Origin of the sequence: Xanthomonas vesicatoria ATCC 35937, from assembly GCF_001908725.1 — a bacterium.
Taxonomy (GTDB): Bacteria; Pseudomonadota; Gammaproteobacteria; order Xanthomonadales; family Xanthomonadaceae; genus Xanthomonas; species Xanthomonas vesicatoria.
In genome coordinates, this window is the sequence record NZ_CP018725.1 from 3495434 (window position 1) to 3521798 (window position 26365).

Consider the following 26365-nt stretch of genomic DNA (forward strand, 5'->3'; position numbering starts at 1 on the left):
AAAGCGCTCTTGCGCCCCTGCCCGGTGCACCCTGTGCCGGCACGCCAAACGCGTTACAGGCCGGTTGTGCCCGCTCGGCTAGACTCGGCTGAGGAGGAACACCCATGTTCACCACCCTGGTTGCCGTCGTCGTCGCACTCACGCTGGGCCATCTGGTCCCGGCGCAGGTGGCTAGGCTGCGCCGTTTTGAATGGTTTGGTCATTGGCTGCGCCGGCTGGACAGTTATGCCGCCGGGCGTGGCGCCTGGCAGGGCCGCTATGGGGTACTGCTGGCGCTGTTGCCGGCTCTGGCTGTCGTGTTGTTGCTGCAGTGGCTGCTGGACGGTGTTTGGCACGGATTCCTGTCGCTGCTGTTCGGCATGGCGGTATTGGCCTGGACCTGGGGACCGCGCGATCTGGATCGCGATGTCGAAGCAGTGATCGATGCCGATGCACCGGGCGCGCGGCGCGATGCGATCTCGCACCTACAGGCCGCCGGCGGCAGCGTGCACGAGGATGCGCCGTCGCTGGTCGAAGCGGTGGTGGTCAACGGCCTGCGGCGCTGGTTTGCAGTGCTGTGGTGGTTTCTGTTGCTGGGGCCGTTCGGCGCGGTGTTGTATCGCCTGACCGCGCTGGCGGTGGAAAGCCCCCTGGCCGTGCTGCTGCCGCCGCGCAATCTGGCTGGCGCGCGCTGGCTGCTGGCAGCATTGGAATGGCCGGTGGCGCAGCTGATCACAGTGTCGATGGCATTGGTCGGCAACTTCGACACGGTGTTTCGCGCGTGGCGGGAGGCGCACGGCAATCGCTGGACGTTGGAACCGCATTTTCTCGGTGCCGTTGCGCGTGCCAGCGTCAGTGCCGAGCTACGCGAAGAAGCGCACGACTACACCGATTCGGGTCTGGTGCCGGTCTGGCGCCGGCTGCCCGAAGTGCGCGATGCAATGAGCCTGGTGTGGCGCGTGCTGCTGCTGTGGATGGTGGTGCTGGCATTGCTGGTGATTGCGGGTTGGGTGCGGTAACGCCGTGTCCGATTGGAGGCAGCCAACCAATTGTGTAGTGGGTGAAGGAACGCTCAAGGGCATCGCCATTGGCGTCCGCGAAGAGCCGGCTTCCGTCTGAACTGAATGACGACTTCGCCAGGTCGGTGACGTCTAACAGTCTCAATAATTTTTCCGACCAGTAGCTCAGTGGTGCCTGGATTCTTCCTCTAGGTTCGCAGAGCTGATCCTTACGGCCTAACCCGGCGCAAGCAGCGTAAACGGGTACCACGGTAGATTCCGGGCAATCCAGTACGTGGGCAATGCCCATAACCAGAACTTCGGTTCGGACATCACGGCCACCACCGGTGCGAACCAGCGGGCGCGCCAGCCGGCCTTCCAGGCGATCAGGCCGGGCAGGGTGAACAGGCCGAGCACGGCGGCGGGGTTCATTGCGAAGGCGCCGGGAAGATCGAAATGCACCAGCGCGTACAACGCGCGGGTCATGCCGCAGCCGGGGCAATAGCAGCCAGTGACGGCGCGAAAAACGCAGGGCGGGAACGGGCTGTTGCTCGCGTTCGGGTCGAAGCGGTACAGCAGCGATACGCCAAAGGCGGCCACGCTGGTGGCCGCCCCCAGTCCAAGCCAATGGCGTGGACGCAGTTCCATTACTGCATGTGTTGCAGCTGCTGCATGTAATCCATGTAGCCCTGCATGCCGCCGGTGGCGACCATGCCGATGTTGATCAGCAAGCCAATCGCGGCCAACACGCTGGTCACGATGCACCAGGTCTTGGCGGTGTTGGAGGCGCGGCGCGCGCCTTCGATATCGCCCTGGTTGAGCAGGCCGTTGACCTTGCTGGAGAAGACGATCGCCACGATGCCGCTGATCAGGGCCGGGCAGCACAGGCAGAAGCCGAGCACGGTGGAGACGATCGCCCAGATCAGGTGATTGGGCACCGGGCCGGGGGCAGCGGTGGGCGAGGTGTGGATCGGCGGTGGGACGGCACTCATGGTGAAGCTCCTTGGGTGGTAAACGACAACAAACGGATCGGGTGCGTGGGGAAGGAAATGGCGGCCGCAGCGCAACGCATGGCAACGTGCGTTGTGGCTGCAGCATCGCCCTGCCGACAGGCGCGACGGCTGCCGGTTGCGGCAGATGCCTCAGATACGCGATTGAGCACGACGACATCCCCCGGTACGACCTGCCGCGTCCGCTTGGCGGGCGCGGCGGCAAAGCGTGCAGTGGCGCACAGGCTACTCGCGGTGCGCGATGGACGCAAAGCCCGCGCCCGTGCGGCTCATGATTGGTCCTGGCGGAGCGCCCGGACCTGCTGTTCGAGCAACGCAGCACTGGCCTGATCGCCGGCAATGGCGGGGCCGGCCACCACTTCGATCTGTGCGCGCATCCGGCGCGGCACACGCATGCGGCCCAGACGGGTGTCGCGGCGGCTCCACATGCTCGACCACATGCCACGTAGGGCCATCGGAATCACCGGCACGTTGCGGCGCTCCAGGATTTTTTCGACGCCGGATTTGAACGCGGCAATCTCACCGTCCTTGGTCAACGCACCTTCCGGGAAGATGCACACCAGCTCGCCATCGTCCAGTGCGGCATCGATGCGGTCGAAGGCCTGCTGCATCAGCGCCGGGTCTTCGCGCGCACCGGCGATCGGGATGGCCTTGGCGGTGCGGAAGATCCAACGCATCACCGGGATGCGGAAGATCTTGTAGTACATGACAAAACGCACCGGGCGCGGAATCACTGCTGACAGGATCAGCGCGTCCATGTAGCTGACGTGGTTGCAGACTAGCAATGCGGCGCCGTCGTCGGGCACGTGCGCGTCGATGTCGCGTGCGCGCAGCCGGTACAACACGCTCACCAGCACCCAGCTGAGGAAGCGCATCAGGAACTCGGGCACCAGGGTGAAGATCCACAGCGCCACCAGCGTGTTGGCGATGGCCAGCGCAAGGAACACCTGTGGAATGCTCAGCCCCGGCATTGGAATGCGGTGCCCGAACAGCACCAGCTGCGGTAGCTGCAGCGCGATGCCGATGACGGCGGCGGCCACGATGAACAACGAGTTCTGGATGTTGAGCCCGGCGATCACGCGCGAGAGTTCGGCCTTGGGCGTGCGGCTCTGGATCAGCGCGAACAACGGCACCACGAACAGACCGGTAAACAGGCCGATGCCGACCAGATCGACGATCAAGCGCACGCTGCCGGCCTGCTGCACGAACTGGCCGATCGACAGCTCACTTACCGGCGCGGCACCGGGGCGGGCGAAATACAGGTCCAGCAGGAACGCGCTGATGCCGAACGCGCCCAGCGGCACCAGGCCGATCTCCACGGTACGCCCGGATAGCCGTTCGCACAGCAGCGAGCCCACGCCGGTGCCGATCGAGAACAGTGCCAGCGCGAACACGTACAGGTCCTGCTGGCCGCCGAGATTGAGCTGCGCGTAGGTGGGAAGCTGCGCGGTCAGCACGGTGCCGACGAACCAGAACCACGACACGCCCAGCACCGAGTTGCGCACGGCCGGCGTGCGCCGGGTCAGGCGCATGATGGCGCGCGATTCGGGGATGGGGTTCCAGTTGATCTTCAAGTCCGGCGCGCCGGCATCGACCTTGGGCACCAGCCGCGCCACCAGGTTGCCGGTGACGGCAATCGCAATGACCGCAGTGGCCGCAGCGATCGGGCCGTGGCTGCCGGCGATCTGGAAGATCAGCCCACCGAAGATCATGCCGCACAGGATCGAGATCGAGGTGCCCATCTCGACCAGACCATTACCGCCGGTGAGTTCCTCGGGTTTGAGCACCGAGGGCAGGATCGAATACTTCACCGGTCCGAACAGCGTGGACTGCAGGCCGGTGCAAAACAGCGCGACCAGCAGGATCACCATGTTCTCGGTGATGAAGCCCACCGCGGCCAGCGACATGATGGCGATCTCCATCGTGGTGGTGATCACGATGAGTTTCTGCTTCTCCAGTTTTTCGGCGATCTGGCCGGCCAGCGCGGAGAACAGGAAGTAGGGCAGGATGAACAACGCCGGCGCCAGATTGGTGTAAAGCGTGCGCTGCGCCGCATCGATGCCCAGATAGAACAGCAGGCCGATGATGGCCTGCCGATACACGTTGTCGTTGAACGCGCCCAGGGCCTGGACAGCGAAGAACGGCAAGAAGCGGCGCTGCCTGAGCAGGGCGAACTGACTGTGACCGGACATGCAGTTTCCTTTGCGAACGCGCGCAGCCTAGCAGGCTTCCACGGCGCTGGTGGATGGCCAGTGCGCTTAGCGCGACCGGCCAGGCGATGGCGCACGCTGCGCTGCATGGTCACGCAGCAGTGCGACGAAGGCGCGTGCGGCCGGGGTGGGATCGGGCCGCCACACCGCGTAGGTCAGAAAGCGGAAGCGCTCCTTCAGCGCGACCGTCACCACCTCGCGCATGGCGCTGGCCATGGTGTGCGGCACGATGCCCACGCCCAGATCGGCGGCGACCAGTTCGCGCATCAGATCGGCGTGGGTGACTTCGTATTGCTGGCGTTGCCGTAGCCCGGCCTGCTCGAAGGCCGTATCGATGATGCCGCGGACCCCGGCGCCGGCCACCAACCCGGCCATGGGTTCGTCTTCCAGCTCGGCCAGGGCCACCCGCTTGCGCGCGGCGAAGCGATGGCCGGGAGCGACGATCAGGGCAAGCGGTTCTTCGTGCAGGAGCAGGCGCTGTTCCGGCACCGCGACCTGCGGGCCGACCCCGACCAGGGCCACATCCAGGCGGCCTTCGCCCAGGTCGTGCAGCAAGGCCTCGCTCATGGCGGTCCGCAGGTGCACGTCCACCCGCGCATGGGCGGTGCGGAACTGGCGCAGCAGCACCGGCACCTGCACCGTGCTCAGCGAGGAGATCTGCCCCAGCGTGAGCCGGCCGCGTACGGTGCCCAGGGCCTGGGCCATTTCCTCGTGCAGGCGTTCGGCCGCGCGGAGGGTTTCGCGGGCGTTGTGCAGAAACACTTCGCCGGCCGCCGTGGGGCGCACCCGACGGGTGCCGCGCTCGAACAGCCGCGCGCCGAGGGCTTCTTCGAGCTTGGCGACCTGGTGGCTGAGCGCCGATTGCACGGTGTTGCAGCGACGTGCGGCAGCGGTGAAGCCGCCTTCGTCGGCGACGGCCACGGCAAATTCCAGTTGGCGCAGGGTGAGCATGCGATCTCGAAAGAAGATGGACACAGTGAAAACAATACATTGGAAAGATGCATCGCCGCTGCCCACACTGCGTCCATTCCTTCAACAGGGCTTTGCCATGACCGTCGACACCACCGCCCATCCGCCATTACCACGCCGCCTAGTGCTGTTGATGGCCGCCGCCACCGGGCTGGCGGTGGCGAGCAACTACTACGCCCAGCCGCTGCTGGAAACGCTGGCGCAGACCTTCGGCATCCAGGTGCGTAGCGCAGGGGCAGTGGTGACCGCTGCGCAACTGGCCTATGCGGCGGGACTGCTATTGCTGGTGCCGCTGGGCGATAGGCTGGAGCGGCGCAGCTTGATCGTCGGCTTGTTCGTGCTCAGCGCGCTGGGCCTGCTGATCAGTGCGAGCTCGCACAGCTTTGCGATGTTGCTGGTCGGCACGATCGTCACCGGCGCCAGTTCGGTAGCGGCGCAGATCCTGGTGCCGTTCGCCGCCACGTTGGCGGCGCCGCACGAGCGTGGGCGGGTGATCGGTACGGTGATGAGCGGCCTGCTGCTGGGCATCCTGCTGGCGCGTACCGCCGCCGGTCTGCTGGCCGGCGTGGGTGGCTGGCAGACGGTGTACTGGATCGCGTCGGGCTTGTTGCTCGTCACTGCGGCCTTGCTATGGCGGGGCCTACCGCGGCATCCGGGCAACGCGCAGCTGTCGTATTCGCACTTGGTAGGGTCGGTGTTGACGCTGCTGCGTGACGATGCGGTGCTACGCGCGCGCGCGGTGCTGGGTGGATTGATCTTTGCCGGCTTCAGCATGTTCTGGACCACGCTGGCGTTTCTGCTGTCCGGGCCGAGCTATGGCTATGGCACCGCGGTGATCGGGTTGTTCGGCCTGATCGGTGCAGCCGGCGCGCTGGCGGCCAATCGCTCCGGGCATTGGTCCGACCATGGCCATGGCGACCGCGTGAGCTGGGGCGGTCTGGTGATGCTGTTGGTGTCGTGGGGGCTGCTGGCGTTTGCGCCGCACTCGATGGCGTTGCTGATCGTGGGTGTGCTGCTGCTGGATATTGCGGTGCAGGGCGTGCACATCGCCAACCAGAGCGTGATCTATCAGCGCAATCCGCAGGCGCGCAACCGCATCACAGCGGCCTACATCACCTGCTACTTCATTGGCGGCGCGCTGGGGTCGACCTTGAGCACCGCAGCGTATGCGCAGGCTGGCTGGAGCGGTGTGGTGATCGGCGGTGCGCTGCTGGCGGTGGCCGCCTTGGGCTGGGTGGGGTGGAGCGTGTCGCGCAATCGCTGGAAGTGAGGGCTGCCGACGCATGGCAACGCGCCGTTGCAGATGTGATGCTGCTTTCGTCTGGCAGCTCGGCTTCGGCGTTTGTTACGCAAACGCCGCAGGAGTGCAACGGCGTGGTCGACGCCCGGCGGTAGCGCACGCTGCCTGCAAGGGCTGCTAGTTTTTACTCGCCGCCAGGCGCGCGGCACTCTCGGCCGGCGCATCGGTCACCGCCACTGCCGCGGCGCGCAGCCTGGGCAGCAGGCGCAAGGTAAGCGCAAGCTGGTCGCGCACCAGGCGCTGCTTGGGCGGCAGCTGCACGGCGTGCTGCTCCAGCGCATCGGCCATCGCCAACTCTTCGGTTTCGTCATGCGCCGGCAGTGGCTGGCGTTGGCTCAGTGCGGTGGCGATGTCGCCGAGCGCACGCTGCAGGTAGTCGCCGGCGCGGGCGATAGTGGGGTCGTGTTCGCCATCGAGTGCCGCGCGGTGCGCGCCCAGCGCGGACAGATACCCCAGCAAGGTATTGGACAGCGCCAGGAAGCGGAAACCCGCATCCAGATTGCGTCGGAAGCGGCCTGGCTCGCGCAGCATGTTGGACAGCGCCACCGACAGTGCCGCATCGGCGTTATGCATGTCGCGGCGCGCGATACGGTAGGGCAGGTCGTCGCGCATGCCGCTGGCGTATTGCTCCAGCACCTGGGTGAGATAGCGCGCGCAGCTGGCCAGCACGGTGGCCATGACCTGGTTGAGGCGGCGGCCCTGCCAGTCAGGCAGGATCAGGAACGAGGCGGCCGCAGCGATGGCGCAGCCGATCACGGTGTCGATCAGGCGCGGCCAGATCAGCACGAAGCCATCGCCGAGCAGGTTGAAGCAGAACAGCGCCATCACGGTGATGCCGGCGGTGGCCAGCATGTAGCGATCGGTGCGGGTGATGAAGAAGACCAGCGCGGCGACCAGGGCCAGCAGCAGTTGCACTTCGGTACCGGGAAACAGCTGCATCAGCGCCCAGGTGGCGACCAGGCCGATCAAGGTGCCGGCGATGCGCTGCACCAGCCGCAGGCGCGTCGCGCCGTAGTTGGGCCGGCACACGAAGGCAGTGGTGAGCAGGATCCAGTAGCCGTTGTCGGCATGGATGGACTGCATGATGGCGTAACCAACCACCAGCGCGATGGCCATGCGCAGGCCGTGGCGGAACAGCACCGAGCCTGGCGTGAGTTGCTGTATCAGGCGCGCAGACATTTCGCGCAAGGTGTGTGGCGAAGAATCGCGCAGGCGGGTGTCCAGGTTGTCGCTGGTGGAATCGGATTGCGCCGCTTCCGAGAGCTTGCGTTCGATGGTCTGCAGATTGGTGACCAGCAATTCCAGCGCACCGAGCAGGCGGGCAAGCGCGGGATCGGCGCGCGCATGCAGGTAATCCAGCGATTGGCGCAGGTCTTCGGTGGCCAGGCGGCTGTTGTCGCCATAGTCGAACGGCTGCCGTAGCCGGATTGCCTCGCCCAATGCGGCGCAGGCCTTGCCCTGCAACGCGAGCAGGCGCTGGCAGCGGTACAGCACATCGCTGTGGAAGAAAGCATCGGTCAGCGCTTCGTAGGGATAGTGCGAGGAACTGGCGCGTTCGTGGAATTCCTGCGCCATGTAATACAACCGGAAATACAGCCCCGATTGCACGCCCGGCCGCCCCGAGCGCCCGAAGCGGCTGATGATCGCGGTCTTGGCGGCATTGAGTGCGCCGACGACCTTGGCGTTCTGTTCGGCCAGCGCCAGCCGGCGCGCATGCAGGTCGCTTTGCCGCACCGGTTCGAACAGGTCGGCCTTGAGCTTGAGATAACGGCCCAGTTCGAAGAACAACCGAGACAGCCGCTCGCGCACCGGGCGATTGGCGAACAGGATGGTCCACAGGATCGACAGCACGCCGTACCAGGTGGCGCCGACCAACAGCAACGCCGCGCCATGCCAGGCCACCAGCGGATCGTGGCTGCCGTGCTGGTCCATGCCGATCATGGCGTAGATCGACAAGGCCACCGTGGCCTGCGCGATCGAGGCATAGCGTTCGCCCAGTGCGCCGAGCAGGGTCAGCGAAAACGTCGCAACTGCCATGCCGATGACGAACGCCAGTGGATACGGAAACAGCAGCACCACCGACGCCGCAGCGGCGGCGAAACACAGCAGCGACAGCAGCACCGACTTGATGCGGCCCAGCCAGTTGTCGTCGGTCTCGGCGATGGCGCTGGCAATCGCGCCAAGAAACAACGCCGGTACCGCAGTGAGTTGCTGCCAGTGCCAGCACACGCCCATGGCCACCGCCAGCGCGATGAACACACGCAGGCCATAGCTGGCCTTTTCATGGGCCCATAGGCGGCTGAGGCGGGATTCGAAGGAAGTGGTGGCCACGGTCTCTGAGGGGCAAACGTGCCCGGGCATTATTGCCGCAGGCACGCGTCACCGGTGTGGAGAGTGGCTAGTTCTTTGTCAGTAGCCGGCGTTTGTGCGCAGTGGAGCCGATTGCGCGATGACGGCGCCTGCGCCGCAGCCCAGCTGAGCGTGCCGGCACGCAGCCGCTTGCACTAGCCGTCCAGACAACGGCATGAGCGGCTGCCGCGCTTGACGCCTCGCAACGTGTGGTTGCCAGTGCTCAGCCCTGCGCGCCGCGCTCGCGGGCGATCGCACGCCAGCCGATATCGCTGCGCTGGAAGGCATTGGGCCAGTGGATCGGCTGCAGGCCGGCATACGCGGTGCGCTGTGCGTCCTGCACGCTGTCGCCCAGGGCGGCCACGCACAGCACGCGGCCGCCGGCGCTGACCACCTGCCCGTCGGCATTCAACGTGGTGCCGGCATGGAAGACTTTGGCGCTGGCCGGTACCTGGTCCAGGCCGGTGATGACCTCGCCGGTGACAGGGGTTTCCGGATACGGCTTGGCGGCGATGACCACGCCCAGCGACGGGCGCGGGTCCCACTGCGCCTGCGCAGTGTCGAGCGTCCCGTCGATGGCGGCGTCAAGCAGATCCACCAGGTCCGACTGCAGGCGCAGCATCACCGGCTGGGTTTCGGGGTCGCCGAAGCGCACGTTGAACTCGATCACCTTGGGCGCACCGTGCGCATCGATCATCAGCCCGGCATACAGAAACCCGGTAAACGGCACGCCGTCGGCGATCATGCCCTGCACGGTGGGCTCGACCACCTCGCGCATGACGCGTGCGTGCACCTCGGGCGTGACCACCGGTGCCGGCGAATACGCGCCCATACCGCCGGTGTTGGGGCCGGTGTCGCCATCGCCCACGCGCTTGTGGTCCTGGCTGGTGGCCATCGGCAAGGCATGGGTGCCGTCGACCATCGAGATGAAGCTGGCTTCTTCGCCATCGAGGAATTCCTCGATGACGACGCGCGCACCGGCATCGCCAAACGCGTTGCCCGAGAGCATGTCGCGCACTGCGTCTTCGGCCTCGCCCAGCGTCATCGCCACGATCACGCCCTTGCCGGCGGCCAGGCCGTCGGCCTTGACCACGATCGGCGCGCCTTTCTCGCGCACGTAGGCCAGTGCCGCGTCCACCTCGGTGTGCACGGCGTAATACGCAGTGGGGATGCCATGGCGGGCCAGGAAATCCTTGGCGAAGGCTTTGCTGCCCTCCAGCTGCGCGGCCTTGGCGGTGGGCCCGAAGATGCGCACGCCGGCGGCGTGGAAACGGTCGACCACGCCCAGCACCAGCGGCACTTCCGGGCCGACCACGGTGAGCGCGACGTCCTCGCGCTGCGCCAGCGCGAGCAAGCCGTCGAGGTCGTCGACCTTGATCGCCACGTTGCGGCACTTGGCCTCGGTGGCGGTGCCGGCATTGCCCGGCGCCACGAGGACCTCGCTCACGCGCGCGGACTGCGCGATCTTCCAGGCCAGGGCGTGTTCGCGGCCGCCGGAGCCGATGACAAGGATTTTCAAGAGAGCTGCTCGCTAGGACGGGGGAGGGGGCGCGCTACTTGCAGCCTTCGCGCTGCAGAGCGTTGGGGAAGGGGTAGGTCCAGCTCTTGGGGTCGAGTGCGAACACATGCGTGGTGTCCAGCGTCTGGCCGCAGTCGCTGCCGTGCTCGTGGATGCGCAGCGGCCAGGTGCGCGCCTGTGCGTTGCTGCTATCCACGTCCAGGGTGAAGTCCACATCGAACGCTTCGGCCATGCATTGCGCCTGGGTTTGATCCGGCTCGCGTGCATCGTCGTCGCAGGCCAGCGCGCCGCTGTTGTCGATATGCGCGCGCAACGAGCCAGCGCCTACCAGCCCCTTGGGACCGGGCACCACCAGATCCTGCGATTCCAGGATCAGGCCCTGGCCCATCCAGAAGCTGTGCACGATGAAACCGTAAAAATCGCTGCCCAGGCGCAGCACGTCCACGCTGCCGGGATTGCCATCGCTGCCGAAAGTGTCGGACAGTTTTTCGGCCACCACCTTGAAGCTGTCGCCGTCGCCGCGCAGTACGAAAAAGTCGATCAGCCCCGGATTGCCGTGGCCGCCGTCGCTGAGGCTATGGCACACCGCCAGCAGCTGCTGCACCTGCTCGCCGACCACCACCGGCTGCTCGGCGCAGACCTGGCTGTCGGCCTTGAAGCCATCGGCCTCGCCGTTCCACTGCGCGGCCAGGCCGGCCTTGGCGCCATAGCGTGTGCGCAAAAAACCATCCAGGCGCTCGGTACGGCTCAACCGCGTGGTGGCGGCAGCAGGAGGGGTGGGCGCTGCGGTGGCGGCCGGTGCCGCAGGCGCGGGATCCTGCTTGCACCCGCCGAGCAGGCAGGCAGCGGCCACCAGGGTGGCGAGAGAGCGCAATTGGTACATGGACCTGTCCTTGTCGTTCGGCTCAGTGGCGGAAATGCCGTACGCCGGTGAACACCATCGCAATCCCGTGTTCGTCGGCGGCGGCGATCACCTCGCCATCGCGCATCGAACCGCCCGGCTGGATCACCGCCTTGATGCCGGCAGCGGCGGCGGCGTCGATGCCATCGCGGAACGGGAAGAACGCATCCGATGCCATCACCGAGCCGGCCACTTCCAGCTTGGCTTCTTCGGCCTTGAGCGCGGCGATCTTGGCGCTGACCACGCGGCTCATCTGCCCGGCGCCCACACCGATGGTGCGGCTGTCCTTGGCATAGACGATCGCATTGGATTTGACGTACTTGGCCACGCGCCAGGCGAACAGCAGATCGCCCAGCTCCGCATCGCTGGGCGCGCGCTGGGTGACCACGCTCAATTCACCCCGCGACATGCCGCGGTTGTCGGCCGACTGCATCAGCAGGCCAGAGCCGATCCGTTTGGTGTCGTAGTTGTTGAGGCCGGCGCCATGCGGAATCTTCAGCACGCGCACGTTGGCTTTTTTGCTGGCGTACTCGAGCGCGCCGGCCTCGTAGTCGGGGGCGATCAGCACCTCGACGAACTGGCGGTCCAGAACCGCTTTTGCCGTGGCCGCATCCAGCGCCTTGTTGAAGGCCAGGATGCCGCCGAAGGCGCTGGTGGGGTCGGTGGCATAGGCCAGCTCGTAGGCATCGCCGCAGGCCACGCCCACCGCCACGCCGCACGGGTTGGCGTGCTTGACGATCACGCAGGCGGGGGCATCGAACTGACGCACGCATTCCCACGCCGCGTCGGCGTCGGCCAGGTTGTTGTAGCTCAGCTCCTTGCCCTGCAGCTGCTGGAAGGTGGCCAAGGTGCCCGGCACCGGATACAGATCGCGGTAGAACGCGCCGGACTGATGCGGGTTCTCGCCGTAGCGCAGGTCCATGACCTTGATGAAGTTGGAATTGATCTGCGCCGGGAACGGGCTGCGCGTAGGCACGTCTTCCGCGCTGTCGGCCACGGCCGACAGATAGTTGCTGATCGCCGCGTCGTACTGCGCCACGCGGTTGAACGCGGCCACCGACAGCGCAAAGCGCTTGGCGGCCGACAGCTGGCCGTCGTTGGCGTCCAGCTCGGCGAGCAGGTCGGCGTATTGCGCCGGGTCGGTGGCCACTGCCACGCGCGCAAAGTTCTTGGCCGCGCTGCGCAGCATCGCCGGGCCGCCGATGTCGATGTTTTCCACCGCGTCGGCCAGCGTGCAATCGGCCTTGGCAGTGACCGACTCGAACGGATATAGGTTGAGCACCAGCAGATCGATCGGGGCGATGCCGTGTTCGGCCATCACCGCCTCGTCGATGCCGGGGCGGCCGAGCAGGCCGCCGTGCACCAGCGGGTGCAGGGTCTTGACGCGGCCGTCCATCATTTCCGGGAAACCGGTCAGGTCGGCGACGTCCTTGACCGGCAGGCCGGCGTCGCGGATCGCCTTGGCAGTGCCGCCGGTGGACAGCAGCTCGACCTTGCGCGCCACCAGCGCGCGGGCCAGGTCGATCAGGCCGGTCTTGTCGGAAACGGAGAGCAGGGCCCGGCGCACGGGCAGGAAATCGGAGGCCATGAGTGAGGGAACAGTCGTTGCGGGGCAGCCGATATTGTAGGCTGCGCCAGCGCTCGAATGGACTCAACCACTGGTATGGCCTCGATTTATGCTTTGAAAGGACGCTTCCAGGACCTGCTGCGGCCCATGGTCGGTGCGCTCTACCGCGGCGGCATTACCGCCAACCAGGTGACGCTCATCGCCGCAGCGGTGTCGTTGATCGTGGCCGCGGTGGTCTACCGCGCCGGCGCCAGCTGGCCCCTGCTGTATCTGTTGCTGCCGGTGTGGATGCTGCTGCGCATGGCGCTCAATGCGGTGGATGGCATGTTGGCGCGCGAGTTCGGCCAGCAGTCGCGCCTGGGCGCCTACCTCAACGAGCTGTGCGATGTGGTGGCCGATGCGGCGCTGTACTTGAGCTTGCTCGGCGTGCCAGGCGTTGGCGCGCACTGGCTGTGGATCTTTGCACTGCTGGCGGCACTGACCGAATACGCTGGCGTGCTCGGGCTGATGGTCGGCGCCAGCCGCCGCTACGACGGGCCGATGGGCAAGAGCGACCGTGCCTTCGTCATCGGCGCGCTGGGCGCGGGCCTGGCCTGCGGCTTGCTGGGTGCGCGCAGCGTTACCTGGGCCGCCATGGCCCTGAGTCTTGCCTGCAGCGCCACGGTATGGCGGCGGGTGCGCGCCGGGCTGGCCGAGGCACCGGCGAACTGATCGCTAACGCAACGCGCCATGCGCTGCCGCGTCGCATGGGCGCTGCGCTGCTCTCACTTTTTTTCACTGATTTCAGGATGATCCGATGCGTGATGTCGTAGAGCGCGAGTTCGCCAGTTTCGATGGCACGCAGCTGTTTTATCGGCACTGGCCGGCGCAGCTGGCAGGGGCCGCACCCAAGGCGGTGGTGCTGCTGCACCGTGGGCATGAGCACTCCGGCCGGGTGATGCATCTGGCCGAAGAATTGCACCTGCCCGATGCGCAATTCTTTGCGTGGGACGCACGCGGCAACGGGCGCTCGCCGGGGGCGCGTGGCGATGCGCCGGGCTTTGAGGCACTGGTGCGCGATCTGGACAGTTTCATCGCGCATATCGGCAGCACGCACGGCATCGCGGTGCAGGACATCGCGGTGATCGCACAGAGCGTGGGCGCGGTGGTCGCGGCCACCTGGGTGCACGATTACGCACCGCCGCTGCGCGCGCTGGTGTTGGCCTCGCCGGCGTTCAAGGTCAAGTTGTACGTGCCGTTCGCACGTGCCGGACTGAGGTTGATGCATGCGCTGCGCGGCAACTTCTTCGTCAACAGCTACGTCAAGCCGCAGTGGCTCACCCACGATATGCAGCGCGTGGAGAGCTACCGCACCGATCCGCTGATCACCCGTCCGATCTCGGTGCGCGTGCTGCTGGGCCTGTATGCGGCAGCCGACCGCGTGGTGGCCGATGCGCAGGCGATCACCGTACCGACCCAGTTGCTGGTGTCCGGGTCGGACTTCGTGGTCCACCGCGGCCCGCAGGACCGCTTCTACGAGAACCTGCGCTCGCCGATCAAACAGCGGCATTGGCTGCCCGGATTCTTCCACGACACCCTGGGCGAGCGCGATCGCGCGCTGGCCATCGCACCGATCCGCGACTTCGTCGAAGCGCGCTTCGCACAGCCGCCGGTGCGCGCGGATTTGCGCGACGCGCATCGCGCCGGTCCCAGCTTTGAAGAAGCCGAACGCCTGGCCTGGCCGCCGCAGCGCAACAGCCCGCAGGACCTGCGCTGGCGTGGCGTGCGCGCCGGTTTGCGTCTGGGTGGCAAGCTGTCCGAAGGCATTGCCTTGGGCCTGCAGACCGGCTTCGATTCCGGCAGCACGCTGGATTACATCTACCGCAATCAGGCGCGTGGACGTGGCCCGCTGGGGCGCATGATCGACCGCAATTATCTCGATGCGATCGGCTGGCGTGGCATCCGTATCCGCGGTGCGCATCTGGGCGAGTTGCTGCGCGATGCGGCGGGCCGCTTGCGCCAGGCCGGCCAGCCGGTGCGCGTGCTCGATGTGGCCGCCGGCCACGGCCGTTATGTGCTCGAAGCACTCGGCAGCGGTGCGCAACGCGCCGATGCCATCGTGCTGCGCGATTTCAGCCCGCTCAACGTCACCCAGGGTGGTGAGCTGATTCGCACGCTCGGCGCCGGCGATATTGCCCGCTTCGAACAAGGCGATGCGTTCGACCCGTCAGCCTTGGCCGCGGTGCAGCCGGCACCCACCCTGGCGGTGGTGTCGGGGTTGTACGAACTGTTTGCCGACAACGACCAGGTGGCGCGCTCGCTGGCCGGCTTGGCTGCGGCGGTACAGCCGGGTGGGTATCTGCTCTACACCGGCCAGCCGTGGCATCCGCAGCTGGAATTCATCGCGCGCGCGCTCACCAGTCACCGCGATGGCGTGGCCTGGGTGATGCGCCGGCGCAGCCAGCAGGAGATGGATGCCTTGGTGGAGGCGGCCGGCTTCCGCAAGGTGGCGCAGCGCATCGACGCGTTCGGCATCTTCACCGTGTCGATGGCGCAGCGGATCGACGCATGACGCACGGCGCGCGCCCCACCGGTCGTGCTGCGCTCTGGCTGGCGTTGCTGGGGCCGTTTTTCTTCCTCAGTTATGGCCTGGCCAATACGCTGGCCGGGCGCGCGGAGCAGGTGCCGTCGGTGGTGTTCGGCTGGGAACACGGCATGCCGTTCTGGCCGTGGACCATCGTGCCGTACTGGACGATCGATCTGTTTTACGCCGCCTCGTTCTTCGTCTGCCGTACCCGGCGCGAACTGGATACGCACGCGCTGCGCCTGCTCAGCGCGCAAGTGCTCTGCGTGGCCTGCTTTGTGCTGTGGCCGTTGCGCTATAGCTTCGTGCGCCCGGACACGGACGGTGTGTTCGGCTGGTTGTTTGCCGTGCTGCTGGGCTTCGACAAGCCGTTCAATCAAGCGCCGTCTCTGCACATCGTGTTGCTGGTGGTGCTATGGGTGCGCTACGCGCAGCATCTTTCCGGTGTATGGCGCTGGCTGTTGCACGGTTGGTTCGGCTTGATCGGCGTGTCGGTGCTGACCACGTATCAGCATCATTTTCTGGATATCCCCACCGGCCTTGCCGCCGGTTGGCTGTGCGTGTGGCTCTGGCCGGAGCGGATCGCCGCACCGTTTGCGCAGGCGCAACTGGCACGCGATCCGCGACGGTGGCGATTGGCGGCGTTGTATCTGCTCGGCGCAATCGCCAGCGCGGCGGCGGCGCTATGGAGCGGCGGCGCCGGGTTATGGGCGCTGTGGGTGAGCCTGTCGCTGGGCCTGGTCGCGCTGAACTATGCAGCGCTTGGCGCGCTCGGATTCCAGAAGCGCAGCGATGGCGGGCTGAGTCTTGCCGCGCGTTGGTTGTATGCGCCGTATCTGCTGGCGGCCTGGTGCAACTCGCGGCTATGGACGCGGCACGACCCGCTGCCGCGCGCGGTCTGCGCTGGCGTGTGGCTGGGGCGTCTTCCGCTGCCTGGCCAGCGCGCGGCGTTCTCCGTCGTGGTGGACGTGAGTGCGGAGTTGTCCTTGCATGGGGCGCGCTCGCACGACCGCGTGCTGCCGATGCTGGATCTGGTGGCGCCCACGCCGACGCAACTATGCGCCGCCGCTGACGCGATCGAGGCCGCGCGCATGCACGGCCCGGTGCTGGTGTGTTGCGCACTGGGCTATTCGCGCAGCGCCGCCAGCGTTGCGACCTGGTTGGTGCGCAGTGGCCGCAGCAGCGATGTGGACGCGGCCATTGCGCAACTGCGCACCGCACGCGCGTCGATCGTGCTCGGCGCAGCACATCGCGCGGCCATCGTCGCTGCGTGCATAGGTCATCGAGACAACGACAGCCGCAGCGCGGCCGAGCGGAGCCTGCAATGAACACATCCGTGATGACCTTGGCAGCCATGCGCGCGGTGTTGCGCCAAGGCGCGGCACTGGACCGGTTCTCATTGCTGCTGCTGGCCGTCGCCATTGTCTTATTGGGCGTTGCGCAAGCGCCGCCATTGATACAACTGAGTTTTGCACTCAGCGCAGCGGCCGGTCTGATGCAGCGCTATTGGGCGTTCCGTGTCGGCCTGGATGTCGACCTGCTGGACGGCGTGATCGCACAGGTCGCGCACGGCAACGACGAGACACAGGCTGCGCAACACCTAGATACGGCCCTGCATGCCCTCGGCCTGCGCGCAACGCTGCCACCCACCCGCGATTGGTCGGCGCGCTGGATCGGCATGCGCCGCTTGTTGCGCTGGCAACTGGCGAGCGTGGCGTCGCAGCTGCTGTGGATGGTCGCGGCACTGGCACTGCGGGTGTTTGGATGAGCAGCGCGCATGCCCCCGGTCAGGCAGAACCGATGCAGGCCACCTCAGCGCAGCTGGTGCTGTGGCAGCGCTTGCAGGCGTATCGTTTCGGCAGCGATGCTGATGCGTTGCCGGCGTTCGTGCGGCGTGTCGCCAAGCAGGCCCACTGCAGCGTGGCGCAGGCGCAGCAAGCGGTGGACGAATACCGGCGCTTCTGTTTTCTGGCCTGCAGCGACACCCACGATGTCACGCCCAGCCCGTTGGTCGATCAGGTCTGGCACACCCATCTCACCGATACCCGCGAGTATTGGCAGCAGTTCTGCCCGCAGGTCTTGCAGACCACGCTGCATCATCAGCCCGGACGCGGTGGCAGCGACGACACTGCGCGTTTCCAGGCGCAGTATCGGCAGACGCTGGAGCGTTACCGCATGCACTTCGGGCCGCCGCCGGCGCAGGTCTGGCCGGCGCCACCGCCGCAGTCTGCCGCCACGCCTGTGCAGCACGACGATGCCGAAGCCAGCTTGCGCGCGCTGCGGGGCGAGCCGATGCGCACGCGGCGCGGTGCTGGCCTCGGCACGCTGCTCGTCTGGGCCGTGGCAACGCTGGTGATTGGCGTGGTTGCCGGCAACGGAGAGGCCGCCTCGCCGCTGCACTGGCGCGGCAGCAGTTTTCTGGCGGTGTTTGCGGTGGGCATTGGCCTGGCCTGGTCGGCGTCGGCGTGGTTGCGCCGCCGCCTGCGTGGCAGCGCCCACGCCGGGCCGGTGAATGCAGTGGATGCGATGGAACTGGCTTGTCTAAGCGGTGGCGCCGGGCGTGTAGCGGATCTGCTGTTCGCTCGATTGCTGGCCTGCGATGCGGTGCATCTGCAACGCGATGAGGATGCGCAGGCGCGCAAGTGGGTCCGGTGCGATCCCACCATTGCAGTGCCGGCGGCGCTGCAACCGGCACTGCAGTGCGTGCGCAATGGAGAGGATCCGGTGCAGGCATGGCAGGCGCTGCGCACCTTGGCCGCACCGGTGCAGCAGCGTCTGATCGACAAGGGGTTGTTGCTGGATCGGCCGATGGCGCTGCTGGTGCGCGGGGTAAGCGCACTGCCGGTGGTCGCCCTATGGGCCCTTGGCGCGTGCAAGCTGGTGATCGGTTTGCAGGGGGGCTACCCGGTGGGCTATCTGCTGGCCTTGATGGTGCTGGTCAGCATGTTGGTGCTGGGATTTTTGTTGGTGCCGGTGCGCCGTAGCGGAGCGGGCGACGCGCGCCTGCGCGAACGCAGGTCCGCGGTCAGGCCCGATGCGGCGCGCACTGGCAACGATCCCGGCGAAGCGGTGGCGCTGTACGGCACCGTCGCCTTGGTGGGCACGCCATGGGTGAGTTACCACACGCTGCGCGCGCCCACGTCCAGCAACAGCGATAGCAGCGGCACTAGCTGTGGCGGTGGCGGCGATGGTGGTGGCGATAGCGATGGTGACGGTGGCGGTGGATGTGGTGGGTGCGGTGGAGGAGGCGACTGATGCAACGCAAACAGAGCCTGTTGCGACGACCCCAGCGCTGGGCACGCGCCCTGCGCGGCCGCGGCGCCACGCCCAATGGCGTGTCGTGGGCGGGAATCGCCTTCGCCGCACTGGCCGGGGTGATGTTCTACATCGCCTTGAGCGCACCGGCACGCGAAGGCGCCGCGCCCCTGCTGCTGGCCTTGCTCGGCCTGCAGGGGCGGCTGTGGTGCAACCGCCTGGATGGCGTGCTGGCGCGACAGGCGCGGCTGGTCTCGCGCGTCGGCGAGGTCTACAACGATGCGCCTGACCGGCTGTCGGATGTGCTGGTCTGCGTCGGGCTGGGCTACGGCCTGCAGGCCAGCGTGCCGTGGGCCGCGCAACTGGGTTGGGCGGCGGCATTGTGCTGCGTGGCCACTGCCTACGTGCGCATGCTCGGTCTGGCCTGTGGCACCGCCGAGCCACGGCAGGGACCAATGGCGCGCGTGCAGCGCATGCACTGGCTGTCGCTGATGACCGTGCTGGCGATGCGGTGGCAGTGGATGGGCCAGCCGCGCATTGCGGCATGGTTGTTGATGTGTGCGCTGGCGGTGTTGATCGCCGGTGCGCTGCTGACGGTGGTGCTGCGGCTGCGCATGATCGTGCGCACATTGGAGTGGACATGATTGCCCGTTTGATTGCGCGTGCCTGTAGCGGCGCCATCCGTACCTTGACCGGCGCGCGCGCCTTGTGGCGCGGCTGTGCGCCGTCCAACGAGCGCCGCGTGTATTACGGCAACCACGCCAGCCACGGCGATTTCGTGCTGATCTGGTCCTCGTTGCCGGCCGGCCTGCGGCACGAGGTGCGCCCGGTGGCCGCAGCCGATTACTGGCAACGCACCGCGCTACGGCGCTATCTGATCCACGCGGTATTCAATGGCGTGTTGATCGAACGCAACCCGGCGCAACGCACCCGCGACCCGATCCAGTGCCTGTGCGATGCGGTCGATGCCGGCGATTCGCTGATCCTGTTTCCCGAAGGCACGCGCAACCCGGACGAAGGCGTGCTGCCGTTCAAGAGCGGGTTGTATCACCTGGCGCGGCAACGCCCGGAACTGGAGTTCGTGCCGGTGTGGATCGACAACCTCAAGCGCGTGATGCCCAAGGGCAAATGGTTGCCCTTGCCGTTGCTGTGCACTACCACGTTCGGTGCGCCGTTGCGGCTGGAGGCCGATGAAGACAAGGACGCGTTCCTGGCGCGCGCACGCGCAGCGCTGCTGGCATTGTCGCCGGATCAACTGGAGGCACGCGCATGAATCCGTATGTCTTCAGCGGGCAACTGCAGCAGTCTTCGATGCATCAGCAGACGCTGTGGTTGTTCAGTGGCATCGCCCTGGTGTTGATCATCGCCACGTTGATTTCCGAGACGCTGCGTTGGCGCGCGCGCGAACGCCCCAGCGCGGTTCTGGACAACCTGGTTGCACGCATTCGTGCGTGGTGGGTCATGGCCGGGGTGGTCGGTATCGCGTTCGTCTTCGGACGCGCCGGCGTGATCGGCCTGTTCGCATTGGTGTCGCTGTTTGCGCTGCGCGAGTTCATCACGCTCACGCCGACGCGGCGCGGCGATTACTACGCGTTACTGGCGGCGTTCTATATCGTGCTGCCGTGGCAATACGGCCTGGTGTGGACCGGCTGGTATGGCATGTACACGCTGCTGATTCCGGTCTACGCATTTTTGGTCTTGCCGATCCTGGCCACCATCGGCGGCGACACCACGCGCTACCTGGAGCGCACCGCCAAGGTGCAGTGGGGCTTGATGATCAGCGTGTTCTGCATCTCGCACGTGCCCGCATTGCTGAATCTGGAAATCCCCGGGTATGCCGGGCGCAATCTGTTGTTGATCGCGTTCCTGGTCATCGTGGTGCAGTCCTCGGATGTGCTGCAGTACGTGTGGGGCAAGTTGGCCGGCCGCCATCTGATCGCGCCGAGATTGTCGCCGTCCAAAACGGTGGAAGGCTTCATCGGCGGCGTGCTGTCGGCCAGCCTGCTGGGCATGGCGCTGTGGTGGATCACCCCGTTCGCGCCGTGGCACGCCTTCGGGCTGGCGCTGGTGGCCAATCTGATGGGGTTTTTCGGCGGCCTGGTGATGTCGGCGATCAAGCGCGATCGCGGCATCAAGGACTGGGGCCACATGATCGAAGGCCACGGCGGCGTACTGGATCGCCTGGACTCGGTGTGCTTCGCCGCGCCGGTGTTCTTCCACCTGATCCGCTACAGCTGGGCGTAAGCGTGTGACGCGCTCCGGCGCAACGCCGGCAGCGGGACCGCGATGCTCGGCTCCGCTGCCGCCAGGGCTTGGATCGTCACGCGGCATGTCGAAAAGATCGATCCGTTCGACGCTGCGTTTGACCATCCGGCAGGCACCCAGGCGCAGAAGGTTTTTTGCTGCTCGCAGCGAGGAGACGGAGCGCCTAGTCGTCGCTTGCGCAGCGCAGCGTGTCCAGATCCTCGCCTATGGATCATCGGCAGGGTGGGAAGTGCCGAGGGTGCACTGTCTGAAAACGGCGATGGATCACAGGAATTCAACGACGTAGGTCTCATTAAAAACCTCGTACGTCGCTGCCATGGTGCGCCGGAGATGCAATGCGCGTGTTCATGCGTTGCGTGTTTCTTGCGAGGCGATTTCGCTGCGGAATTCGATGGGCACGCAAGCCTCTCCGGACCTCGGTAGTTTCGCCGGTGAACATAATCCGGAACCGATCGCATATTGAAAAAAAAGCCGACATTCGGGGGCATGGGCGGTCCTTGATCTTCGGTAATGCGAACCTGTCTTCTGTTGCGATGACCGTTGCCGAGCACGGCTGACCGACGATCTGGGCTCGCCGCTCTTTTCTACCCAACCTGTTCACCGGCAACGACGCTTCCGGCGATGCGTCCATTCGCTATCTGTTGCAACGGCTGTCGCGCAGGAGCCAGCCTTGCCATCACCCCAGCTGCGTCTTGCAGTCACGGCCGTCCATGACCCTGCGATTCAAGCAAGACACTGCAGCGCACGTGCGCCTCGGGGCGCTCGTCGACGACCAACCATCGCAGTGCCGGTACTGCCCGTGCCGACGGGAGGATGCGTCTCGCCATGATGGCGGGATGATCCGCACCCGCGATCGGAGAGGGCACCCATGCCGGTTTGCGCCGCTGCTCGGAACATTCAGATGAGATCAACTTTATGAATCGTGAAAAAGTCTTGGCCTTACGCACATGCACGAACAACATGTCCGATCATTGCGGGCTGATCTGGCCACGGGCAGGCGCTGTCGAATGCCGGCATTGGCAACCCAGCATCAAGCAGGAAAATGGCTTGACCGGCCTGTTGTGGGGACAGGGGACCGATGCGCATCTGAACATGCATGCCGATGCGCATTGGGTCGTCTGCATGGTGGATACCGCCGACATCATTTGGCTGGGCGAGGAGGGAATGATCAAGTTCCCCAGGGCCGAGGTGGTTTACGCCGGCAGTCGTGTCGGCGCCTTGCAGTGCATCGCCGCCGGCATCGCGCAGCATGTGCCGCCCCAACCGGAGCTGCCTGCAGAGACGGTGATTGCCGCCGAATTCATTCCTAAGACGGCGCAGGCGCAGTTCATTGCGCCAGCAGTCGAGCAGGCGGGCCATTCCGCCGCACCCACGCCGCGGCCGGGCGACATCGGCGGTCCGCAGATGCCGCCGCATCCGCAGGACATAGCGCGCACGCGCGAGATCGCCACCTATGGCAGCACGCTCACCGGCGCCGATCAAAGTCAGCTGATTGCAGGCTATGGAAGCACCGAGACCGCCGGTAACCGCAGCGAGTTGATCGCAGGCTATGGCAGCACCGGTGTTGCTGGATCGGACAGCACCATCGTGGCCGGTTATGGCAGTTCTCAAACCGCCGGAGGCGGAAGCACGCTCACGGCCGGCTACGGCAGTACGCAGACCGCGCGCAACGGCAGCGATCTGACGGCTGGCTACGGCAGTACCGAAACCGCCGGGGCCGACAGCTCGCTGATCGCAGGGTATGGTAGTACCCAGACGTCCGGTGGCGACAGCTCGCTGACCGCCGGTTACGGCAGCACCCAGACCGCGCAAAGCGGTAGCGACCTCACCGCCGGGTACGGCAGCACCAGCACCGCCGGTACCGATAGCTCGCTGATCGCCGGCTACGGCAGTACCCAGACCTCTGGCGGAGAAAGCTCGCTCACCGCCGGTTATGGCAGCACGCAAACAGCGCAAGACGGCAGCGATCTGACCGCCGGGTATGGCAGCACGGGAACCGCAGGTGCCGATAGTTCGTTGATCGCCGGCTACGGCAGCACGCAGACATCGGGCAATGCCAGTTCGCTGACGGCCGGTTATGGCAGTACGCAGACAGCGCGCACTGGCAGCGATCTGACCGCCGGCTACGGGAGTACCTCTACCGCCGGCGCCGACAGCACGCTGATTGCCGGCTACGGCAGTACCCAGACGTCGGGCGGCGACAGCTCGCTCACTGCCGGCTATGGCAGCACGCAGACTGCACGCAAGGGCAGCGATCTGACCGCCGGCTACGGCAGCACCGCGACCGCCGGGGCGGACAGTTCGTTGATCGCCGGCTATGGCAGTACGCAGACATCGGGCAATGCCAGTTCGCTGACGGCCGGTTATGGCAGTACGCAGACGGCGCGCACTGGCAGCGATCTGACCGCCGGCTACGGGAGTACCTCTACCGCCGGCGCCGACAGCACGCTGATTGCCGGCTACGGCAGTACCCAGACGTCGGGCGGCGACAGCTCGCTCACGGCCGGCTATGGGAGCACGCAGACTGCACGCAAGGGCAGCGATTTGACCGCCGGCTACGGCAGCACCGCGACCGCCGGGGCGGACAGTTCGTTGATCGCCGGCTATGGCAGTACGCAGACATCGGGTAATGCCAGTTCGCTGACGGCCGGGTATGGCAGTACGCAGACGGCGCGTACTGGCAGCGATCTGACCGCCGGCTACGGGAGTACCTCTACCGCCGGCGCCGACAGCACCCTGATCGCTGGCTACGGCAGCACGCAGACCTCCGGGGGCGACAGCTCGCTCACCGCCGGCTATGGCAGCACGCAAACCGCGCGCAGCGGCAGCGACCTCACCACCGGTTATGGCAGCACCTCGACGGCGGGCGCCGACAGCACGTTGGTTGCCGGCTACGGCAGCACGCAGACCTCCGGTGGAGAGAGTTCGCTGACGGCCGGCTATGGCAGCACGCAAACCGCGCGCAGCGGCAGCGACCTCACCACCGGTTATGGCAGCACCTCGACGGCGGGCGCCGACAGCACGTTGGTTGCCGGCTACGGCAGCACGCAGACCTCCGGTGGAGAGAGTTCGCTGACGGCCGGCTATGGCAGCACGCAGACCGCGCGCAGCGGCAGCGACCTCACCACCGGTTATGGAAGCACCTCGACGGCGGGCGCCGACAGCACGCTGATTGCCGGCTACGGCAGCACCCAGACCTCCGGAGGCGACAGCTCGCTCACCGCCGGCTACGGCAGCACGCAAACCGCGCGCAAGGGCAGCGACCTCACTACCGGTTATGGCAGCACCTCGACGGCCGGCGCCCACAGCACGCTGATTGCCGGTTATGGCAGCACGCAGACCTCCGGGGGCGACAGCTCGCTCACTGCCGGCTATGGCAGCACGCAGACGGCACGCAGCGGCAGCGACCTCACCGCGGGCTACGGCAGCACGTCCACCGCCGGCTCGGACAGTTCGCTGATCGCCGGCTATGGCAGCACGCAGACGGCCGGCTTCAAGAGCATCCTGACCACCGGCTACGGCAGCACCCAGACTGCGCAAGAGGGCAGCCTGCTCACGGCCGGATATGGAAGTTCCTCCACCGCCGGCTCGGACAGTTCGCTGATCGCCGGCTATGGCAGCACGCAGACGGCCGGCTTCAAGAGCATCCTGACCGCCGGCTACGGCAGCACGCAGACCGCGCAGGAACGCAGCACGCTCACCACCGGCTACGGCAGCACGTCCACCGCAGGGCACGACAGCGCGTTGATCGCCGGCTATGGCAGTACGCAGACGGCCGGCTACAGGAGCATTCTCACCACCGGCTATGGCAGCACGCAGACCGCGCAGGAGAGCAGCTCGCTCATCGCGGGCTACGGCAGTTCTTCAATGGCGGGCCCGGACAGCACCCTGATCGCCGGTTATGGCAGTACCCAGACCGCCGGTTACGACAGCTCGTTGACGGCGGGATACGGCAGCACGCAAACCGCCCAGAGCAGCAGTTGGCTGATCACCGGCTACGGCAGTACCTCCACCGCCAGCTTCCAAAGCTCCTTGATCGCCGGCTACGGCAGCACGCAGACGGCCGGCTACGAAAGCACGCTGACCGCCGGTTATGGCAGCACCCAGACGGCGCAGGAAATCAGCTGGCTCACCACCGGCTACGGCAGTACCCAAACCGCCGGACACGGCAGCATTTTGACTGCCGGCTACGGCAGCAATTCCACCGCCGGTTACGAAAGCACCTTGATCGCTGGCTATGGCAGCACCCAGACCGCCGGTTACGAAAGTACCCTGACCGCCGGCTACGGCAGTACGCTGACCGCGCTGGAAAACAGCACGCTCACTGCCGGCTACGGCAGCACTGAAATCGCCGGGTTATCCAGCACGCTGATCGCCGGCTACGGCAGCAGCCAGACCGCCGGTGGCGACAGCACGCTGACTGCGGGCTACGGCAGCACGCTGATGGCTCTGGACAACAGCACGCTGACCGCCGGCTACGGCAGCACCGAGACCGCAGGGCAGGACAGCTCGCTGATCGCCGGCTATGGCAGCACCTTGACCAGTGGCGTGCGCAGCTATCTGACGGCCGGCTATGGCAGCAACCAGATCGCAAGCTACGGAAGCTCGTTGATCGCGGGACACGAAAGTACCCAGATTGCCGGCCATCGCAGCATGCTGATTGCCGGCAAGCTGAGTTCGCAGACGGCCGGTTCGCGCAGCACGCTGATCGCCGGCATGGGCAGCGTGCAGACGGCGGGCGACCGCAGCAAGCTGATCGCCGGTGCCGACAGCACCCAGATCGCTGGCGATCGCAGCAAGTTGCTGGCCGGCAGCAACAGCTTCCTCACGGCTGGGGACCGCAGCAAACTGACTGCAGGCGACAACTGCACGCTGATGGCAGGCGACCGCAGCAAGTTGACAGCAGGAAAGAACAGCATCTTGACCGCGGGCGCCAGCAGCCGACTGATCGGTAGCCTGGGGTCCACCCTGACCGGTGGCGAAGACTCGGTGTTGATCTTCCGGTGCTGGGACGGCAAGCGCTACACCAACATCATCGCCAAGACCGGCGAGGAGGGCGTCGAGGCCGACACCGCCTATCAGATCGACGACGAAAAGAACGTCGTCGAAAAATTCGACGACCCGTTCGACACCATCGTGCTTCGGCACGACGGCGGGCCTGCTTCTGCGGCCGATCAGACGCTGGTGGAGCAGGCGCCCAATTGAGCAGGAGCAGAAAAGCGCGCCCCAGCGATTCGCGCTGCGGATGATGGGCATCGGCCAGCTGCCCCACGAGCGGCAGCTGGACCGCGGACACCGGCAGGCACGTCGTGCGGCAAGGCCAGGCGACGACCGGGGCGCGGTCGTCGTTGCGGCGGTCCGGTGCGCGCATGCGTGGTGCGGACAGGCGACAGCACAACGCGATTGACCGGGACATGCGCGCGCCATGCAATTGATGGCCTCATTGCCGGCAAGCGCAGCGCGTACCGTGGTCGCAATCA

General features: G+C 66.5%; 19 protein-coding genes. 11 read left to right on the plus strand and 8 right to left on the minus strand.

What is annotated here, in order from left to right; translation table 11 throughout:
• Positions 1-104 precede the first annotated feature (104 nt).
• On the plus strand, positions 105-998 hold the full coding sequence (gene ampE, locus BJD12_RS15155) for a regulatory signaling modulator protein AmpE (protein WP_005990723.1): 894 nt from the start codon (positions 105-107) through the stop codon (positions 996-998).
• Between the two features lie 216 nt (positions 999-1214).
• Here the strand turns inward: ampE and BJD12_RS15160 are convergent, their stop codons facing one another.
• The 4 genes from BJD12_RS15160 to BJD12_RS15175 form a co-directional block, all read right to left on the minus strand.
• Entirely contained in the window at positions 1215-1625 is a 411-nt protein-coding gene (locus BJD12_RS15160; RefSeq protein ID WP_005990725.1) for a DUF2752 domain-containing protein, read from the minus strand.
• On the minus strand, positions 1625-1969 hold the full coding sequence (locus tag BJD12_RS15165; RefSeq protein WP_005990727.1) for a CD225/dispanin family protein: 345 nt from the start codon (positions 1967-1969) through the stop codon (positions 1625-1627). The genes BJD12_RS15160 and BJD12_RS15165 overlap by 1 nt, the downstream gene beginning before the upstream one ends.
• Positions 1970-2256: 287 nt before the next feature.
• A complete protein-coding gene (locus BJD12_RS15170) occupies positions 2257-4179 on the minus strand; it encodes an MFS transporter (protein WP_005990729.1) in 1923 nt (640 codons plus the stop codon).
• A 66-nt stretch (positions 4180-4245) separates the two neighbouring features.
• On the minus strand, positions 4246-5148 hold the full coding sequence (locus tag BJD12_RS15175) for a LysR family transcriptional regulator (protein WP_005990731.1): 903 nt from the start codon (positions 5146-5148) through the stop codon (positions 4246-4248).
• 97 nt (positions 5149-5245) lie between these two features.
• Here BJD12_RS15175 and BJD12_RS15180 point away from each other — a divergent pair, with 97 nt between their 5' ends.
• The gene (locus tag BJD12_RS15180) at positions 5246-6436 is read left to right on the plus strand and encodes an MFS transporter (RefSeq protein ID WP_005990732.1); all 1191 of its coding nucleotides are present in this window, start codon (positions 5246-5248) and stop codon (positions 6434-6436) included.
• 147 nt (positions 6437-6583) lie between these two features.
• On the opposite strand, the gene yccS is transcribed toward BJD12_RS15180, so the two are convergent.
• The 4 genes from yccS to purH all read right to left on the minus strand — a co-directional run bounded on the left by yccS (position 6584) and on the right by purH (position 12823).
• Positions 6584-8797, minus strand: coding sequence for a YccS family putative transporter (yccS, locus tag BJD12_RS15185; protein ID WP_005990734.1), 2214 nt, complete (start codon positions 8795-8797; stop codon positions 6584-6586).
• A 241-nt stretch (positions 8798-9038) separates the two neighbouring features.
• Positions 9039-10334, minus strand: coding sequence for a phosphoribosylamine--glycine ligase (purD, locus tag BJD12_RS15190; RefSeq protein ID WP_005990738.1), 1296 nt, complete (start codon positions 10332-10334; stop codon positions 9039-9041).
• A gap of 34 nt (positions 10335-10368) precedes the next feature.
• Entirely contained in the window at positions 10369-11217 is an 849-nt protein-coding gene (locus tag BJD12_RS15195) for a hypothetical protein (protein ID WP_005990740.1), read from the minus strand.
• 22 nt (positions 11218-11239) lie between these two features.
• Positions 11240-12823 carry a bifunctional phosphoribosylaminoimidazolecarboxamide formyltransferase/IMP cyclohydrolase gene (purH, locus tag BJD12_RS15200; RefSeq protein WP_005990742.1) on the minus strand — a complete coding sequence of 528 codons (1584 nt, stop codon included), beginning with the start codon at positions 12821-12823 and terminating at the stop codon, positions 11240-11242.
• 75 nt (positions 12824-12898) lie between these two features.
• Here purH and BJD12_RS15205 point away from each other — a divergent pair, with 75 nt between their 5' ends.
• From BJD12_RS15205 to BJD12_RS15245, 9 genes are all read left to right on the plus strand, one after another.
• Positions 12899-13513 carry a CDP-alcohol phosphatidyltransferase family protein gene (locus BJD12_RS15205; protein WP_005990744.1) on the plus strand — a complete coding sequence of 205 codons (615 nt, stop codon included), beginning with the start codon at positions 12899-12901 and terminating at the stop codon, positions 13511-13513.
• 85 nt (positions 13514-13598) lie between these two features.
• Positions 13599-15353, plus strand: coding sequence for a bifunctional alpha/beta hydrolase/class I SAM-dependent methyltransferase (locus BJD12_RS15210; protein ID WP_005990747.1), 1755 nt, complete (start codon positions 13599-13601; stop codon positions 15351-15353).
• A complete protein-coding gene (locus BJD12_RS15215; protein WP_005990749.1) occupies positions 15350-16693 on the plus strand; it encodes a phosphatase PAP2/dual specificity phosphatase family protein in 1344 nt (447 codons plus the stop codon). The genes BJD12_RS15210 and BJD12_RS15215 overlap by 4 nt, the downstream gene beginning before the upstream one ends.
• Positions 16690-17133, plus strand: a complete 444-nt coding sequence (locus tag BJD12_RS15220; RefSeq protein ID WP_005990750.1) for a hypothetical protein — start codon at positions 16690-16692, stop codon at positions 17131-17133. The genes BJD12_RS15215 and BJD12_RS15220 overlap by 4 nt, the downstream gene beginning before the upstream one ends.
• Positions 17130-18620 (plus strand): TIGR04222 domain-containing membrane protein, encoded by a 1491-nt coding sequence (locus tag BJD12_RS15225; protein ID WP_005990752.1) that lies wholly within the window; start codon positions 17130-17132, stop codon positions 18618-18620. The genes BJD12_RS15220 and BJD12_RS15225 overlap by 4 nt, the downstream gene beginning before the upstream one ends.
• Positions 18620-19264 (plus strand): CDP-alcohol phosphatidyltransferase family protein, encoded by a 645-nt coding sequence (locus tag BJD12_RS15230; protein WP_005990753.1) that lies wholly within the window; start codon positions 18620-18622, stop codon positions 19262-19264. Before BJD12_RS15225 ends, BJD12_RS15230 begins: the two co-directional genes overlap by 1 nt.
• Positions 19261-19893: a lysophospholipid acyltransferase family protein gene (locus BJD12_RS15235; protein ID WP_005990755.1), complete on the plus strand. Its 633-nt coding sequence runs from the start codon at positions 19261-19263 to the stop codon at positions 19891-19893. Before BJD12_RS15230 ends, BJD12_RS15235 begins: the two co-directional genes overlap by 4 nt.
• Positions 19890-20864, plus strand: a complete 975-nt coding sequence (locus BJD12_RS15240) for a phosphatidate cytidylyltransferase (RefSeq protein WP_005990757.1) — start codon at positions 19890-19892, stop codon at positions 20862-20864. Before BJD12_RS15235 ends, BJD12_RS15240 begins: the two co-directional genes overlap by 4 nt.
• A 936-nt stretch (positions 20865-21800) precedes the next feature.
• On the plus strand, positions 21801-26090 hold the full coding sequence (locus BJD12_RS15245; protein WP_074059411.1) for a beta strand repeat-containing protein: 4290 nt from the start codon (positions 21801-21803) through the stop codon (positions 26088-26090).
• The last annotated feature ends 275 nt before the right edge of the window (positions 26091-26365 follow it).

What these genes read in the sequence shown, in the direction of transcription:
- BJD12_RS15220 (WP_005990750.1), top strand. Translation starts at nt 16,690, where the DNA reads ATGAACACATCCGTGATGACCTTGGCAGCCATGCGCGCGGTGTTGCGC.
- BJD12_RS15225 (WP_005990752.1), top strand. Translation starts at nt 17,130, where the DNA reads ATGAGCAGCGCGCATGCCCCCGGTCAGGCAGAACCGATGCAGGCCACC.
- BJD12_RS15235 (WP_005990755.1), top strand. Translation starts at nt 19,261, where the DNA reads ATGATTGCCCGTTTGATTGCGCGTGCCTGTAGCGGCGCCATCCGTACC.
- BJD12_RS15240 (WP_005990757.1), top strand. Translation starts at nt 19,890, where the DNA reads ATGAATCCGTATGTCTTCAGCGGGCAACTGCAGCAGTCTTCGATGCAT.
- BJD12_RS15160 (WP_005990725.1), bottom strand. Translation starts at nt 1,625, where the DNA reads ATGGAACTGCGTCCACGCCATTGGCTTGGACTGGGGGCGGCCACCAGC.
- BJD12_RS15175 (WP_005990731.1), bottom strand. Translation starts at nt 5,148, where the DNA reads ATGCTCACCCTGCGCCAACTGGAATTTGCCGTGGCCGTCGCCGACGAA.
- BJD12_RS15215 (WP_005990749.1), top strand. Translation starts at nt 15,350, where the DNA reads ATGACGCACGGCGCGCGCCCCACCGGTCGTGCTGCGCTCTGGCTGGCG.
- BJD12_RS15205 (WP_005990744.1), top strand. Translation starts at nt 12,899, where the DNA reads ATGGCCTCGATTTATGCTTTGAAAGGACGCTTCCAGGACCTGCTGCGG.
- BJD12_RS15245 (WP_074059411.1), top strand. Translation starts at nt 21,801, where the DNA reads ATGAATCGTGAAAAAGTCTTGGCCTTACGCACATGCACGAACAACATG.
- BJD12_RS15170 (WP_005990729.1), bottom strand. Translation starts at nt 4,179, where the DNA reads ATGTCCGGTCACAGTCAGTTCGCCCTGCTCAGGCAGCGCCGCTTCTTG.
- BJD12_RS15195 (WP_005990740.1), bottom strand. Translation starts at nt 11,217, where the DNA reads ATGTACCAATTGCGCTCTCTCGCCACCCTGGTGGCCGCTGCCTGCCTG.
- purH (WP_005990742.1), bottom strand. Translation starts at nt 12,823, where the DNA reads ATGGCCTCCGATTTCCTGCCCGTGCGCCGGGCCCTGCTCTCCGTTTCC.
- BJD12_RS15165 (WP_005990727.1), bottom strand. Translation starts at nt 1,969, where the DNA reads ATGAGTGCCGTCCCACCGCCGATCCACACCTCGCCCACCGCTGCCCCC.
- BJD12_RS15230 (WP_005990753.1), top strand. Translation starts at nt 18,620, where the DNA reads ATGCAACGCAAACAGAGCCTGTTGCGACGACCCCAGCGCTGGGCACGC.
- BJD12_RS15180 (WP_005990732.1), top strand. Translation starts at nt 5,246, where the DNA reads ATGACCGTCGACACCACCGCCCATCCGCCATTACCACGCCGCCTAGTG.
- BJD12_RS15210 (WP_005990747.1), top strand. Translation starts at nt 13,599, where the DNA reads ATGCGTGATGTCGTAGAGCGCGAGTTCGCCAGTTTCGATGGCACGCAG.
- ampE (WP_005990723.1), top strand. Translation starts at nt 105, where the DNA reads ATGTTCACCACCCTGGTTGCCGTCGTCGTCGCACTCACGCTGGGCCAT.